This window comes from Streptomyces sp. YS415, assembly GCF_023544665.1.
GTDB lineage: Bacteria > Actinomycetota > Actinomycetes > Streptomycetales > Streptomycetaceae > Streptomyces.
Genome location: NZ_JAMJFL010000011.1, coordinates 232503 through 245919 on the forward strand (window position 1 = coordinate 232503; position 13417 = coordinate 245919).

17 protein-coding genes are annotated in these 13417 nt (G+C 71.7%); 4 read left to right on the forward strand and 13 right to left on the reverse strand.

Annotation, left to right across the window (positions count from 1 at the left end; all coding sequences use genetic code 11):
- Positions 1-5 precede the first annotated feature (5 nt).
- The 3 genes from M8H82_RS16940 to M8H82_RS16950 form a co-directional block, all read right to left on the reverse strand.
- Positions 6-1007 carry a methionine synthase gene (locus M8H82_RS16940; RefSeq protein WP_308293259.1) on the reverse strand — a complete coding sequence of 334 codons (1002 nt, stop codon included), beginning with the start codon at positions 1005-1007 and terminating at the stop codon, positions 6-8.
- 85 nt (positions 1008-1092) lie between these two features.
- A complete protein-coding gene (locus tag M8H82_RS16945; protein ID WP_250074757.1) occupies positions 1093-1791 on the reverse strand; it encodes an SDR family oxidoreductase in 699 nt (232 codons plus the stop codon).
- 18 nt (positions 1792-1809) lie between these two features.
- Positions 1810-2349: a TIGR00730 family Rossman fold protein gene (locus M8H82_RS16950; protein ID WP_250074759.1), complete on the reverse strand. Its 540-nt coding sequence runs from the start codon at positions 2347-2349 to the stop codon at positions 1810-1812.
- A gap of 51 nt (positions 2350-2400) precedes the next feature.
- On the opposite strand from M8H82_RS16950, the gene M8H82_RS16955 reads away from it, so the two are divergent.
- Together M8H82_RS16955 and M8H82_RS16960 are read left to right on the forward strand one after the other, a co-directional pair.
- Entirely contained in the window at positions 2401-2724 is a 324-nt protein-coding gene (locus M8H82_RS16955) for a DUF427 domain-containing protein (protein ID WP_250074760.1), read from the forward strand.
- Between the two features lie 36 nt (positions 2725-2760).
- Positions 2761-3543, forward strand: a complete 783-nt coding sequence (locus tag M8H82_RS16960) for an alpha/beta fold hydrolase (protein ID WP_250074762.1) — start codon at positions 2761-2763, stop codon at positions 3541-3543.
- Between the two features lie 19 nt (positions 3544-3562).
- Here the strand turns inward: M8H82_RS16960 and mnmA are convergent, their stop codons facing one another.
- On the reverse strand, positions 3563-4687 hold the full coding sequence (gene mnmA, locus M8H82_RS16965) for a tRNA 2-thiouridine(34) synthase MnmA (RefSeq protein ID WP_250074764.1): 1125 nt from the start codon (positions 4685-4687) through the stop codon (positions 3563-3565).
- A 60-nt stretch (positions 4688-4747) separates the two neighbouring features.
- Between mnmA and M8H82_RS16970 the strand changes: the two genes are divergently transcribed.
- Positions 4748-5413 carry an N-acetylmuramoyl-L-alanine amidase gene (locus M8H82_RS16970; protein ID WP_250074766.1) on the forward strand — a complete coding sequence of 222 codons (666 nt, stop codon included), beginning with the start codon at positions 4748-4750 and terminating at the stop codon, positions 5411-5413.
- A gap of 3 nt (positions 5414-5416) precedes the next feature.
- On the opposite strand, the gene M8H82_RS16975 is transcribed toward M8H82_RS16970, so the two are convergent.
- The 4 genes from M8H82_RS16975 to M8H82_RS16990 form a co-directional block, all read right to left on the reverse strand.
- Positions 5417-5791: a DUF1304 domain-containing protein gene (locus M8H82_RS16975; RefSeq protein WP_250074768.1), complete on the reverse strand. Its 375-nt coding sequence runs from the start codon at positions 5789-5791 to the stop codon at positions 5417-5419.
- Between the two features lie 25 nt (positions 5792-5816).
- Positions 5817-6980, reverse strand: coding sequence for a cysteine desulfurase family protein (locus M8H82_RS16980; RefSeq protein ID WP_250074770.1), 1164 nt, complete (start codon positions 6978-6980; stop codon positions 5817-5819).
- Positions 6981-7052: 72 nt separating this feature from the next.
- Positions 7053-7319 carry a DUF4190 domain-containing protein gene (locus M8H82_RS16985; RefSeq protein ID WP_250074772.1) on the reverse strand — a complete coding sequence of 89 codons (267 nt, stop codon included), beginning with the start codon at positions 7317-7319 and terminating at the stop codon, positions 7053-7055.
- 23 nt (positions 7320-7342) lie between these two features.
- The gene (locus M8H82_RS16990; protein ID WP_250074773.1) at positions 7343-7495 is read right to left on the reverse strand and encodes a hypothetical protein; all 153 of its coding nucleotides are present in this window, start codon (positions 7493-7495) and stop codon (positions 7343-7345) included.
- 133 nt (positions 7496-7628) lie between these two features.
- Here M8H82_RS16990 and M8H82_RS16995 point away from each other — a divergent pair, with 133 nt between their 5' ends.
- Positions 7629-8258 carry a TetR family transcriptional regulator gene (locus tag M8H82_RS16995; RefSeq protein WP_250074775.1) on the forward strand — a complete coding sequence of 210 codons (630 nt, stop codon included), beginning with the start codon at positions 7629-7631 and terminating at the stop codon, positions 8256-8258.
- Positions 8259-8323: 65 nt separating this feature from the next.
- On the opposite strand, the gene M8H82_RS17000 is transcribed toward M8H82_RS16995, so the two are convergent.
- The 5 genes from M8H82_RS17000 to M8H82_RS17020 form a co-directional block, all read right to left on the reverse strand.
- Entirely contained in the window at positions 8324-9175 is an 852-nt protein-coding gene (locus M8H82_RS17000; RefSeq protein WP_250074777.1) for a thioesterase family protein, read from the reverse strand.
- Positions 9176-9243: 68 nt separating this feature from the next.
- Positions 9244-9900, reverse strand: a complete 657-nt coding sequence (locus M8H82_RS17005; protein ID WP_250074778.1) for a trimeric intracellular cation channel family protein — start codon at positions 9898-9900, stop codon at positions 9244-9246.
- Between the two features lie 72 nt (positions 9901-9972).
- Positions 9973-11229 carry an ABC transporter ATP-binding protein gene (locus M8H82_RS17010; protein ID WP_374211667.1) on the reverse strand — a complete coding sequence of 419 codons (1257 nt, stop codon included), beginning with the start codon at positions 11227-11229 and terminating at the stop codon, positions 9973-9975.
- Between the two features lie 20 nt (positions 11230-11249).
- On the reverse strand, positions 11250-12347 hold the full coding sequence (locus M8H82_RS17015; RefSeq protein WP_250074783.1) for an ABC transporter ATP-binding protein: 1098 nt from the start codon (positions 12345-12347) through the stop codon (positions 11250-11252).
- Complete coding sequence (locus M8H82_RS17020; RefSeq protein WP_250074785.1) at positions 12344-13351, reverse strand: ABC transporter permease; 1008 nt, start codon at positions 13349-13351, stop codon at positions 12344-12346. Before M8H82_RS17020 ends, M8H82_RS17015 begins: the two co-directional genes overlap by 4 nt.
- Between the last annotated feature and the right edge of the window lie 66 nt (positions 13352-13417).

The following is a 13417-nucleotide window of genomic DNA, read 5'->3' on the forward strand; positions in this document are numbered from 1 at the left end:
TCCCGTTACTCTGGGTTGTCCGCGAGGGATCTCGCCGCCCGGACGCAGTGGGCGAGCGCCTTGCGGGCGTACTCCGGGGAAGCGCCCGCGAGGCCGCACGCCGGGGTGATCGTGACGGACTCCGCGAGGAGCCCCGGTCGCAGCCCCAGCCTGCGCCACAGCGTCCTGACACCCATGACGCTACCGGCAGGGTCTGACAACGGACCGTCCGTGCCGGGGACGACACCGGCGAACAGCCGGGTGCCCGCCTCCACCGCCTCGCCGATCGTGTCGTCGTCACGCTCGGTGAGCAGCGCGGCGTCGAAGGAGACCGCCGTGGCGCCCGCTCGGCGCAGCAGGGCGAACGGGACGTCCGGGGCGCACGAGTGGACCACGACGGGTCCGCCGGCGTGCACCCCGAGGACCTCGCGCAGCGCGGCCTCGACGACCTGCCGGTCCACGGCGCGGTGGGTCCGGTACCCGCTGGCGGTCCTGACGTGCCCGCGGAGCACCGCCGTGAGGGAGGGCTCGTCGAGCTGGAGGACGAGCCGGGCGCCGGGGATGCGGCGCTGCACCTCCGCGAGATGGACGCGCAGGCCCTCGGCGAGGGAGGCGGTGAGGTCGCGGCAGGCGCCGGGGTCGGCGAGGACGGACTCGCCGTTCCTGAGCTCCAGCGCGGCGGCGAGGGTCCAGGGCCCGACGGCCTGCACCTTGACCTGTCCCTCGTACCCCTGGGTGAACTCCTCCAGCGCGTCGAGGTCCTCGACGAGCCAGGACCGGGCGCGCTTGGTGTCCCGGCCGGGCCGGTCCCCGAGGCGCCAGCCACTGGGCTCCACGCGCGCGTACAGCTCGACGAGCAGGCCGGCGGTGCGGCCGATCATGTCGGCGCCGGGGCCCCGGGCGGGCAGTTCGGCGAGGTACGGGAAGTCCTCGAAGGACCCGGTGACCGCCTTGGCGGCCTCCCGGGCGTCGCCGCCGGGCATGGAGCCGATGCCGGTGGCGGGGGCGAAGCTGAAGTGTGCGTTCACGGAGGGAAGCCTACGTAGGCGGGGGCGGCGGCGGCACCGCCGCGTACCCCGGCCCGCTTCGCCCTCGCCGGGGCCGCCCGGCCGGTCAGCGGCCGGGGCGGACCGTCACGTCGTTGATCTCCGCGTCCCTGGGCAGGTCCAGGGCCGTCAAGATCGTCGTCGCCACCGACTCCGGGTCGATCCACTTCGACTCGTCGTACTCCTTGCCCTCCTGCTGGTGGACCTTCGCCTGCATCGGGCTCGCCGTGCGGCCGGGGTAGACCGAGGTGACGCGGACGCCGTTGGCGTGCTCCTCGTGCCGCAGCGCGTCGGCCAGCGCCTTGAGGCCGTGCTTGGAGGCGGCGTACGCGGACCAGTCGGCGTGCGCGGTCAGGCCCGCGCCGGAGTTGACGAACACCACGTGGCCCCGTGTGGTCCGCAGCTGCGGCAGGAAGTGCCGGGTCAGTTCCGCAGGCGCGACGAGGTTGACGTTCAGCTGGTGGCGCCAGGACTTGGGCGTCAGGTCGCCCACCCGGCCCAGGTCCACCACGCCCGCGATGTGCAGCAGCGAGTCCACCCGGTCCGGGAGCGACTGGTGGGAGAACGCCCACGACAGCTTGTCGGGGTCGGCGAGATCGCCCACCAGCGTCCTCGCCCCGGGGAACCGGGCCGCCAGCTCCTTCGCCCGCCCCGCGTCACGCGCGTGCAGCACGAGGTCGTCCCCGCGCGCGTGCAGCCGACGCGCCACGGCCGCGCCGATGCCGGAACCGGCCCCGGTGATCACATGAGTAGCCATGCCCGCCATGGTCGCACCAGGGGGCTGTCACTCGATGCCCTGGCTCTCCTCCAGGTACGCCAGCGCCCCCACCGGCTCCTCCGCGAAGAACACCAGGTCGGTCAGGGGCCGGGGCAGGAAGCCCTCGTCCTCCATGCGGCGGAACTGTTCCTTGAGGCCGTCGTAGAAGCCCGCCGTGTTCAGCAGCACCACCGGCTTGTCGGTGTGCCCGTGCTTCTTGAGCTCCAGGATCTCCGTGGCCTCGTCCAGGGTGCCCGTGCCGCCGACCATGATCACCACGGCGTCGGCCTTGTCCAGGAGCAGCTTCTTGCGCTCGGCGAGGTCCTTCGCGACGAGCATCTCGTCGGCGCCGGGACGGGCCTTCGCGGCCAGGAAGTCCACCGAGACCCCGAGCAGCCGCCCGCCCGCCTCCTGCACGCCGTCCGCGACCACCTTCATCAGGCCGACGTCGGAGCCGCCCCACACGAGCGTGTGACCGCCCTTGCCCAGCAGGTTCGCGAACTCCCGCGCGGGGCGGGTGTAGCGCTCGTCGAGGTCGGCCGCGGAGAGGAAGACGCAGATTCGCATGCGATCACCGTACGCGGGAAGAACCGGCGTCCCGCGCGCGCTGCACCAACCATGGCTGATGGACACACGATCACGATCGAGCAGGGCACGCGGCGCGTGCGGGTCGTCCACGACGGCGAGGTCCTCGCGGAGAGCGACCGGCCGCTCGTCCTGCGGGAGACCGGCTGTCCCGTGCGCTACTACCTGCCGGCCGAGGACGTACGGCTGGACCTGCTGACGCCCTCCGACACGCACACGTACTGCCCGTTCAAGGGCACGGCCTCCTACTGGTCGCTGCCGGGCGCGACGGACCGGGTGTGGTCCTACCCGGACCCCAAGCCGGACGTCGCCCGGATCAAGGACCACCTGTGCTTCTACGAAGTGGAAGTGTTGTGAGTGATTAGCCGGGTGCCCGATGGCAACCTGTCGGGCATGGCACACGAGACCACTTCGCGCGACGGCACCTCCCTCGCGTACGAGAGCACCGGTGACGGTCCGGCCGTCGTCCTCGTCAGCGGCGCGATGTCCACGGGCGCCACCCTCGCGCCGCTGGCCGGGTCCCTCGCGGAGCGCGGGCTCACCGCGGTCACGTACGACCGCCGGGGCCGGGGCGGGAGCGGTGACACGGCGCCCTACGACGTGGCCCGCGAGGTCGAGGATCTCGCGGCGCTGATCGAGGCGGTGGGCGGCGAGGCGGCGCTGTGCGGGGTCTCCTCGGGCGGCGCGCTGGCGCTGGAGGCGGCGGCGAGCGGGCTGCCGGTGCGTCAGGTGGCCGTGTACGAGACGCCGTTCACCGTGTACGAGGGCGGCACGGCGGAGTGGGCCACGTACACCGAGCGCCTGACCGAGGCGCTCGGCGAGGGCAGGCGCGGGGACGCGGTCGAACTGTTCCTCCGGCTCACGGGGCTCGCCGAGGCGATGATCCAGGGCGCCCGCCAGTCCCCCATGTGGGCCGGCATGGAGGCCATCGCGCCGAGCCTCGCGTACGACGCCGCGGTGCTCGGGGACGGCGATGTGCCGCGCGAGCGGCTGGCCGCGATCGAGGTACCGGTGCTGGCGGTCGCGGGCGGCGAGAGCCCCGCCTGGATGCGGGAGGCGGCGCAGGCGGTCGCGGAGGCGGCGCCGAAGGGCGCGTACCGCTCCCTGCCGGGCCAGACCCACATGGTGGAACCGCAGGTCCTCGGACCCGCCCTGGCCGAGTTCTTCGGCGCCTAGGCCCGCTCCGGACGACCGCTCAGGCCACGTCCGCCGTCGCGCGCGTGGTGGTCGAGATCGTCGCCGAACCGACCACGCGCGTGCCGTCGTACAGGACGATCGCCTGGCCGGGGGCCACGCCGCGGACCGGCTCGGTGAAGGCGACCTCCAGGGTGCCGTCGATCAGTTCGGCGGTGACCTCGGTCTCGCCGCCGTGGGCGCGCAGCTGGGCGGTGTAGGTGGCGCGTCCCGTGGGGGCGGTGCCGCACCAGCGGGGCCTGATCGCGCGCAGGGCGGTGACGTCGAGGGCGGCGGCCGGGCCGACCGTCACCGTGTTGTCGACCGGGGAGATGTCGAGGACGTAGCGCGGCTTGCCGTCGGCGGCCGGGGTGCCGATCCGCAGGCCCTTGCGCTGGCCGATGGTGAAGCCGTACGCGCCCTCGTGGGTGCCCAGCTTGGTGCCGGTCTCGTCGACGATGTCGCCCTCGGCCTTGCCGAGCCGCTTCGCGAGGAAGCCCTGGGTGTCGCCGTCGGCGATGAAGCAGATGTCGTGCGAGTCGGGCTTCTTGGCGACCGCGAGCCCCCGGCGCTCGGCCTCCGCGCGGATCTCGTCCTTGGTGGTCAGCGTGTCGCCGAGCGGGAAGAGCGCGTGGGCGAGCTGCCTGTCGTCCAGGACGCCGAGGACGTACGACTGGTCCTTGGCCATGTCCGAGGCGCGGTGCAGCTCGCGGCTGCCGTCCTCGCGGACGATCACCTTGGCGTAGTGACCGGTGCAGACCGCGTCGAAGCCGAGGGCCAGCGCCTTGTCGAGCAGCGCCGCGAACTTGATCTTCTCGTTGCAGCGCAGACAAGGGTTCGGGGTGCGGCCCGCCTCGTACTCGGCGACGAAGTCCTCGACCACGTCCTCGCGGAAGCGGTCGGCGAGGTCCCACACGTAGAAGGGGATGCCGATGACGTCCGCGGCGCGGCGCGCGTCGTGCGAGTCCTCGATGGTGCAGCAGCCACGCGCGCCCGTGCGGAACGACTGGGGGTTCGCGGAGAGCGCGAGGTGGACGCCGGTCACGTCGTGGCCGGCTTCCGCGGCCCGGGCGGCGGCTACGGCGGAGTCCACACCGCCGGACATGGCGGCGAGGACGCGGAGGGGGCGCTGCGGGGTGTCAGTCATAACTCTTCAAGAGTAAGGGTCCGCGGGAACCAGGGCCCACGAGTATCCGTTGACGATCACATGGGGGCGAGGAAGGCATCCGAGGACACGGACCGGCGCATCGGCCGGCGGGCGCTGCTGATCGGCGGCGCCGCCGCGGCGGTGGGCACCGCCGTGCTGGCACGCGACGAGCTGGGGCGGCTGTGGTGGCGGGTGCCCGGCGTCGAGAAGCCGCGCAAGGAGGGGGAGGTCGACTTCGCGGGCGCGCGCTGGGTGGCGGCGTCGGACGCGAACTGGCGGCGCGCGGACCGGCCCGACGACTACGGCGTCGACATGGTGGTCATCCATGTCACCCAGGGCAGCTTCGACAGCGCGGTGCGGGTGTTCCAGGACCCGGGGCACGGCGCGGCCTCGCACTACATCGTCCGCAAGGACGGGCACGTCACGCAGATGATCCGGGAGCTGGACGTGGCGTACCACGCGGGCAACCGCGACTACAACGAACGCAGTGTCGGCATCGAGCACGAGGGGTTCGTGGACCGGCCGGAGGGCTTCACGGACGCGATGTACGCGGCCTCGGCGCGGCTCACCGCCCGGATATGCGCGCGCTACGACATCCCCGTGGACCGCGAGCACATCATCGGCCATGTCGAGGTGCCGGGCACGGACCACACCGATCCGGGCGAGCACTGGGACTGGGAGCGGTACATGACGCTGGTGCGCAGGGCGCGGTCCGCGATGGCGTGAGCGTCAGAACGCCGCCGCGGCGAGGGCGACGGCGGGGGCGAGCGCCTGTCCGACCGCACCGCGCCACAGGCGGGGGAACGAGACGTAGAAGAGCACTCCGGAGACGACGAGGAAGGCGCACAGGTAGACGATCAGGGTGCGGCCGACCGTGGCGTCCCCGGTGTGCAGGGCGATGAATCCGGCGATCAGGCCGAGCCCGAGAAGGATGTTGTAGACGGCCACTCCCGAGCGCCACAGGGTGACTTCGGGGGCGTCGGCCGGTGAGGTGGTCAGGAAGACCCGGACGGCCGGGCGGTGGTAGAAGAAGCGCTCCAGCGTGCCCACGACGATGTGCGTCACGGCGGCGAGCAGGACGAAGACCTGTGTCACGAGGTTCACGCCAGGAGTGTCCCGCTCGGTGCGGCTACGTCAGCCCCGCCGCGCGGGCGCGTTCCACCGCCGGGCCGATCGCCCGGGCGACGGCGTCGACGTCGGCCTCGGTGGAGGTGTGACCGAGGGAGAAGCGCAGGGTGCCGCGGGCCAGGTCCGGGTCGGTGCCGGTGGCCAGCAGGACGTGGCTGGGCTGGGCGACGCCCGCGGTGCAGGCGGAGCCGGTGGAGCACGCGATGCCCTGGGCGTCGAGCAGGAGCAGCAGGGAGTCGCCCTCGCAGCCGGGGAACATGAAGTGGGCGTTGGCCGGGAGGCGGTCCACCGGGTCGCCGCCGAGGATCGCGTCCGGGACGGCGGTGCGGACGGCGGCGATCAGGTCGTCGCGCAGGGCGCCGATCTCCCGGGTGAACCACTCGCGCTGCTCGGCGGCCAGCCGGCCGGCCACCGCGAAGGAGGCGACGGCGGGGACGTCGAGGGTGCCGGAGCGGACCTGGCGCTCCTGGCCGCCGCCGTGCAGGACCGGGACGGGGGCCTGGTCACGGCCGAGGATCAGCGCGCCGATGCCGTACGGGCCGCCGATCTTGTGGCCGGAGACGGTCATCGCGGCGAGGCCGGAGGCGGCGAAGTCCACCGGGAGCTGGCCGACCGCCTGGACGGCGTCGGCGTGCAGGGGAATGCCGAACTCGGCGGCCGTTGCGGCGAGTTCGCGGACCGGCAGGACGGTGCCGATCTCGTTGTTCGCCCACATGACGGTGGCCAGGGCCACGTCGTCGGGGTTGCGGGCGATGGCCTCGCGCAGCGCCTCGGGGTGGACGCGGCCGTGCTGGTCCACCGGCAGGTACTCGACGGTGGCGCCCTCGTGCTCGCCGAGCCAGTGGACCGCGTCCAGGACGGCGTGGTGCTCGACGGGCGACGCGAGGACCCGGGTGCGGGCCGGGTCCGCGTCGCGGCGGGCCCAGTACAGGCCCTTGACCGCGAGATTGTCGGCCTCGGTGCCGCCCGAGGTGAAGACGACCTCGCTGGGACGGGCGCCGAGCGCTTCCGCGAGGGTCTCGCGGGATTCCTCGACGGTGCGGCGGGCGCGGCGGCCGGCTGCGTGGAGGGAGGAGGCGTTGCCAGTGACGCCCAGCTGGGCGGTGAGTGCCTCCGCCGCCTCCGGGAGCATCGGGGTCGTCGCGGCGTGGTCGAGGTAAGCCATGGTGAAGCGATTCTACGGGCCCGGTCGGCGGCCGTAGGCGCGGGCTCACGCGCGGTGGCGGGCGACGGCCGGTCAGAAGCTCCAGGACAGCGTGCCGTCCGCCTGCATGAAGGCCAGCAGGACCAGCAGGTCCGCCACTCCCAGGCCGAGGCCGAGGTAGGCGCGGCCGCGGCGCCGGGTGCCCCGGGACAGGGACACGGCGGCCAGGGTGATCGCGATCGGGCCCAGGAAGACGTTGAGGACCAACAGGCCCACCAGGCCGAGGATGAAGGACGCCACGGCCATGCCGTCGGTGTCCCGGGCGATGCGGCGGTCGGTCGTCGGGGCTGTGAGCTGCATGACGGATCAACTCCCTGTGCGGGTCAGTGGCGACGGGCGTGGCGCTCGCGGAGCGCGAAGACGGACAGCCACACGGCGATCACTGCGGCGGCGACGACGGTGAAGCCGAGCGGCGCGTGGGCGACGGTGCCCAGGACGACGCCCAGCAGCAGGAGCGCGGCGACGAGGAACAGCATGGGATCGGATCCCCCTCCGAGATGCGTCTCGTACATTTCGGTGAACGCTTGTAGGTACAGCTGTTCACTGAGTTCCCACCCTAGCGCGCTCTACGACTTTTCAATTCGGGAGAACAGTTGTTAACTGCATGGCATGAGTCACACCCTCGGCATCCGGCAGGCACAGAAGCAGAAGACCCGACAGGCGCTCCTGGACGCCGCGTTGGGGCTGCTGGAGGAGCAGAGCCTGAGCAGCCTGGGCCTGCGCGAGGTCACCCGTGCCGTCGGCGTCGCCCCCACCGCCTTCTACCGGCACTTCCGCTCCACCGCGGATCTCGGCGTCGCCCTCGTCGAGGAGGCGCTCGGCAGTCTGCACCCGATGATCCGCACGACCGTCTCCGCGGACGGCGACCCCGACGAACGCATCGCCCGCGCCGTGGAGTTGATCGCCGGTCATGTCAGCGCGCACCCGGCGCACGTCCGCTTCATCGCCCGCGAGCGGCACGGCGGTGTGCAGCCCGTGCGGGAGGCCATCCAGCAGCAACTCGCCCGGTTCGGCGAGGAGGTGCAGCACGAGCTCGCCAAGGACCCGATGGCGGAGGGCTGGAGCGACGACGACCTGCTGATGCTGGCCAACCTCTACGTCGACCAGATGCTCATGACGGCCTCGCTCTTCCTCGACGCGCTGGAGGAAGGGGCCGAGGAGCAGCGGGCGCAGGTCGTCCGGATCGCCACCCGCCGCATGCGGCTCATCAGCATCGGCCGCCGGCACTGGCTGGACTAGGCCCTGCCGTCGGGATCAGCCCGGCCGGGTGATCCGCCCGGGAGGGCCTGCGCGCCCGCCGCCGGTCAGCCGAGGCGGACCCGGGCCAGCTGCCGCGACTGGGCCACCAGGCGGTCCGCGCTGTCCCACACCTCCGCGTCCTCCTCCAGGAAGCCGCCCGCGAGGTTGCGCGTCGTGATCGAGACCCGCAGCGGACCCGGGGCCGGGCGGCAGCGGACGTGGACCGTCAGTTCCACTGTCGGGACCCAGCCCTTGATGCCGAGTTCGAAGGCGGTCGGCGGCAGCGCGTCCACCGCCAGCAGCAGGGACAGGGGGTCCGCGTCGCGGCCGTCGGCCAGGCCGAACCAGGCGCGCATCTCGCCCTTGCCGGAGGGGGCGCCGAGGGCCCAGCCCAGGGTGGCGGGGTCCAGCTTGATCATCAGGCGGTCGGCGATGGCCGAGCTGCCGGGGACCGGGGCGGGGCTGTCCTGGGGGCCGAAGCACTGGTCCATCGGCGGGATCGCGGGCGGCTTCGCCGTCGTACGGACGTCGTCCGGGAGGGCGTCCAGGTCACCGTAGGAGGCGAGGACGCGGATGCGCTCGACCTCGCGGCCCTGGTCGTCGTACTGGAAGAGCGAGGCCTGGCCGGTCGACAGGGTGCGGCCGGTGCGGACCACCGAGGTGCGGACGACGGCCGGGCCGGGCTGGGACGCGGTCAGGTAGTGCGCCGAGACGGTGAACGGGTCGGCGTGCGGCAGGGCGTCGGAGAGCGCGCGGCCGAGGACGGCCAGCAGATAGCCGCCGTTGACGGCGCTGATGATGGTCCAGCCGGCGGACAGGTCGATGTCGTAGACGCCGGGCTCCCGCCGGGTGAGCGCGGTGTCGCGGTCGAACTCGCTGTCGCCGATCGTGGCCTGCGTGGACGCTGCTTCTGGCATGGGTGAACGGTACAACAGGTGACTACTAAGCGGTAGCTTTCCTCTGGGTTCGAGGCACCTCCCGGCGCCTATTCCTCCCGTACCGTCGAGCGCCGGTTCCAGGCGCGCGGGGCCCGCCAGTGGTAGCGCATGGCGAGCAGCCGCAGGACGAAGGCGGTGACGGCCGCGAGCCCGCTGGTGACGGGGCCGAGGGCGTCGTAGCGGATGCACAGGGCGACCATCGTGGCGCCGACCATCGCCGGCACCGCGTAGAGGTCGCGGTCCCAGCGCAGCAAGGAGGGGACCTCGTTGGCGAGCACGTCACGCAGGACGCCGCCGCCGACCGCGGTGGCCAGGCCGAGGGCGGCGGAGGCGGTGAGGTTGAGGCCGTGGTCGTACGCCTTCGTCGTGCCGGTGACGCAGAACAGGCCGAGGCCCGCCGCGTCGAAGACGTTCACGCCGGACTGGATGCGCTCCACGTGCGGGTGCAGGAAGACCACCAGGAGGGCGGCGAGCAGGGGTGTCAGGAAGTACCCCAGGTCGGTGAAGGCGGCGGGCGGCACGGCACCGATGACCAGGTCCCGGAAGAGCCCCCCGCCCAGCGCGGTGACCTCGGCGAGGACGGCGATGCCGAAGACGTCGAAGTTCTTGCGGACCGCCAGCAGGGCACCCGAGATGGCAAAGACGAAGATGCCGATCAGGTCGAGCGTGTGCTGGACGGACGGGGTGAAGAGTTGCTGGAGCACCCTGCCATTCTTACCCGACAACGAGCCCCCGCCTTTCATTGCAAGGCGGGGGCCGCGGTCGGGCTTCTGGTACTACACCTGCTTGCCGGTACTGTCCTGCTTGCCGGTGCTCCCCTGCTCACCGGTGCTCTCCTGCTCACCGGTGCTGTCCTGCTTGCCGGTGCTCTCCTCCTCGGTGGCGGCTGCTTCCGCCACCTCGGCCGCCACCGCCGCCGACGTCTCCGCCGACTCCGCCAGCACCTCGTCGGAGACCAGCTCCGCCGCCTCCTTCGCGGCGGTCAGCAGGACCGTGTCCTGCGGGGCCTGGTCCTCGAAGTTCTCCGGGTGGTGGCAGGCGACCCGCTGGCCGGGGCGCAGTTCCAGCAGCGGCGGCTCGGTCGTCTTGCAGACCTCCGTCGCCTTCCAGCACCGGGTGTGGAAGCGGCAGCCGCTCGGCGGCGCGATCGGCGAGGGCACGTCGCCGCGGAGCAGGATGCGGTCGCTCTTGGTGCCCCGGCGCTTGGGGTCCGGCACCGGCACGGCCGACATCAGGGCCTTGGTGTACGGGTGCATGGGGGCCTCGTACAACGCGGTGCGGTCGGCGAGCTCGACGATCTTGCCGAGGTACATCACCGCGATCCGGTCCGAGACATGGCGGACGACGGACAGGTCGTGCGCGATGATCACGTACGTCAGGCCGAGCTCCTGCTGGAGGTCGTCCATCAGGTTCACGACCTGCGCCTGGATCGACACGTCGAGGGCGGAGACCGGCTCGTCCGCCACGACCAGCTTCGGCTTGAGCGCCAGCGCCCGCGCGATGCCGATGCGCTGGCGCTGACCGCCGGAGAACTCGTGCGGGTAGCGGTTGTAGTGCTCCGGGCTGAGGCCGACCAGCTCCAGCAGCCGCTGGACCTCCTTCTTCACCCCGCCCTCGGGCTCCACGCCCTGGAGCCGGAACGGCGCCGAGACGATCGAGCCGATGGTGTGCCTCGGGTTCAGGGAGCCGTACGGGTCCTGGAAGATCATCTGGATGTCCCGCCGCAGCGGGCGCATTCCGGCCGTGCTCAGCCGCGTGATGTCCTTGCCCTCGAAGTGGATCGAGCCGCCCGTCGGGTCCTGGAGCCGGGTGATGACCCGCCCCATCGTCGACTTGCCGCAGCCCGACTCGCCGACCACGCCCAGGGTCTCGCCCTTGCGCACCTCGAAGTCGATGCCGTCGACGGCCTTCACCGCGCCGACCTGGCGCTGGAGCACGCCCTTGCGGATCGGGAAGTGCTTCTGCAGGCCCTCGACCTTCAGCAGCACCTCGCGCTCCTGCGCGGGGGCCGACGCCTGTGCCGGGACGGTCACGTCCGATTTCTTGGTTTCACTCACAGCTTCGGCGCAATCTCTTCGGTCCAGATCCGCGTGCGGTCCTCGGGAGAGAGGTGGCAGGCGGAGAAGTGTCCGGTGCCGACCTGCGTCAGCTCGGGGCGCACGGTGCGGGTGACATCGCCCTTGGGGACGTCCGCGTACGGGCAGCGGGGGTGGAACGCGCAGCCCGAGGGGACGTTGATGAGGCTCGGCGGCTGGCCCTTGACCGGGATGAGCCGGTCGGAGGTCTCGCGGTCGATGCGGGGCATCGAGCCGAGCAGACCCCAGGTGTACGGGTGCTGCGGCCGCTCGAAGATGTCGTCGACCGGACCGCGCTCCACACACCGGCCGCCGTACATCACCAGCACGTCGTCCGCGATCTCGGCGACCACACCGAGGTCGTGGGTGATGAGGACGACCGCCGAGCCGAACTCCTTCTGCAGATCCCGGATCAGGTCGAGGATCTGCGCCTGGACGGTGACGTCCAGGGCGGTGGTCGGCTCGTCCGCGATGAGCAGCTCGGGGTTGTTCACCAGCGCCATGGCGATCATCGCGCGCTGGCGCATACCGCCGGAGAACTCGTGCGGGTAGCCGTCGACGCGCTTGGCGGGCTCGGGGATGCCGACCCGGTCGAGCATCTCGATGGCCCGGTTGCGCGCGACCTTCTTGCTGACGTCGTGGTGGACGCGGTACGCCTCCACGATCTGGTTGCCGATCGTGTAGTACGGGTGCATCGCGGACAGCGGGTCCTGGAAGATCATCGCCATCTCGCGGCCGCGCAGCCGGCGCACCTCGTCCGGGTCGGCGGAGATCAGTTCCTTGCCGTCCAGCCAGATCTCGCCGGACATCTTGACGTTCTTGCCGCGCGCGCCGAGGCGGTGCAGGCCCATGATCGCCAGCGAGGTGACCGACTTGCCCGAGCCGGACTCGCCGACGATGGAGAGGGTCTTGCCCTTTTCCACCTTGAAGCTGACTCCGTCGACGGACTTGACCATGCCGTCGTCGGTCGGGAAGTGCACCTTGAGGTCACGGACTTCGAGGAACGCGGTGGGCGTGTCGGACGAGCCCTTGACGGGCTCCCCCACTGCGGCACCGGTCTTGGAAAGTTCGGTCACGAGAGCCTCACCCGCGGGTCGGCGGCGGCGTACAACAGGTCCACCAGGAAGTTTGCGATCACGACGAAGAATGCGGCGAGCAGGGTGACGCCGAGGATCGGGGGCAGGTCGTTGTCCCGGATGGACTGCACCGCGTACTCACCGATGCCGTGCAGGGAGAAGACCGTCTCGGTGATCACGGCGCCACCGAGCAGCAGCCCGAGGTCCATGCCGAAGACGGTGATGATCGGGGTCAGCGCGGCCCGCAGCCCGTGCTTGACCACGACCTTCCGCTCGCGCAGGCCCTTGGCGCGCGCGGTGCGGATGAAGTCCTCGTTCATCGTCTCCAGCATGCCGGAGCGGGTGAGCCGGGCATAGATGGCCGAGTACAGCAGGGCGAGCGAACACCACGCCGGGAAGAGGGTGTTGGCCCACTGCGAGGGGTTCTCGGTGAAGGGGACGTATTCGCGGCCGAAGATCGGCCACTGGAAGGCGAAGAGGAACAGTGCGAGCTGGCCCGTGAAGAACATGGGCAGCGAGACACCGGCGAGGGCGATGCCCATGAACGTCCGGTCGGCGAACGACCGCGGCTTGAGCGCGGAAATCACACCGGCCGTGACGCCGCCCAGCAGCCACATGACGGCGGCACCGGCGGCCAGCGACAGCGTCACCGGCAGACGGTCGGTGAGCTGCGGCCAGACCTCGACGTGGGTCTTGAAGGAGTAGCCGAAGCAGGGGGCGTTGCACTGCGCCGTGGTGGGGCCGAGGTCATAGGTGGCGCCGGAGACGATCCCCTTGATGAAGTCCCAGTACTGGACGTACACGGGCTGGTCGAGACCGAGGTTCTGCTTGACCGCTGCGATGTCGGCCTTCGAGGGGCTCTTCCCGATGTACTGCTGGGCCAGCTGGTCGGCCGTCTGGCCGGCGAGCCGGGGCAGCAGGAAGAAGATCGCGAAGGTGACCGCGGTGACGACCAGCAGCAGGATCACCGCTGCGATCATCCGGCGGAGAATGTACGAGATCACGGGGATCGGCGCTGATGCCCGCGGGCCGCTGAGCCCGCGGGCATCAATGCCTTCACCTGCCTTCCG

Excerpts from the sequence above, each read along its gene's own strand:
- M8H82_RS16950 (WP_250074759.1), bottom strand. The coding sequence starts at position 2,349 with ATGCGAATCTGCGTCTTCCTCTCCGCGGCCGACCTCGACGAGCGCTAC.
- M8H82_RS16985 (WP_250074772.1), bottom strand. The coding sequence starts at position 7,319 with ATGCAGCTCACAGCCCCGACGACCGACCGCCGCATCGCCCGGGACACC.
- M8H82_RS16955 (WP_250074760.1), top strand. The coding sequence starts at position 2,401 with ATGGCTGATGGACACACGATCACGATCGAGCAGGGCACGCGGCGCGTG.
- M8H82_RS16980 (WP_250074770.1), bottom strand. The coding sequence starts at position 6,980 with ATGGCTTACCTCGACCACGCCGCGACGACCCCGATGCTCCCGGAGGCG.
- M8H82_RS16960 (WP_250074762.1), top strand. The coding sequence starts at position 2,761 with ATGGCACACGAGACCACTTCGCGCGACGGCACCTCCCTCGCGTACGAG.
- M8H82_RS16995 (WP_250074775.1), top strand. The coding sequence starts at position 7,629 with ATGAGTCACACCCTCGGCATCCGGCAGGCACAGAAGCAGAAGACCCGA.
- mnmA (WP_250074764.1), bottom strand. The coding sequence starts at position 4,687 with ATGACTGACACCCCGCAGCGCCCCCTCCGCGTCCTCGCCGCCATGTCC.
- M8H82_RS16970 (WP_250074766.1), top strand. The coding sequence starts at position 4,748 with ATGGGGGCGAGGAAGGCATCCGAGGACACGGACCGGCGCATCGGCCGG.
- M8H82_RS17000 (WP_250074777.1), bottom strand. The coding sequence starts at position 9,175 with ATGCCAGAAGCAGCGTCCACGCAGGCCACGATCGGCGACAGCGAGTTC.
- M8H82_RS16945 (WP_250074757.1), bottom strand. The coding sequence starts at position 1,791 with ATGGCGGGCATGGCTACTCATGTGATCACCGGGGCCGGTTCCGGCATC.
- M8H82_RS16990 (WP_250074773.1), bottom strand. The coding sequence starts at position 7,495 with ATGCTGTTCCTCGTCGCCGCGCTCCTGCTGCTGGGCGTCGTCCTGGGC.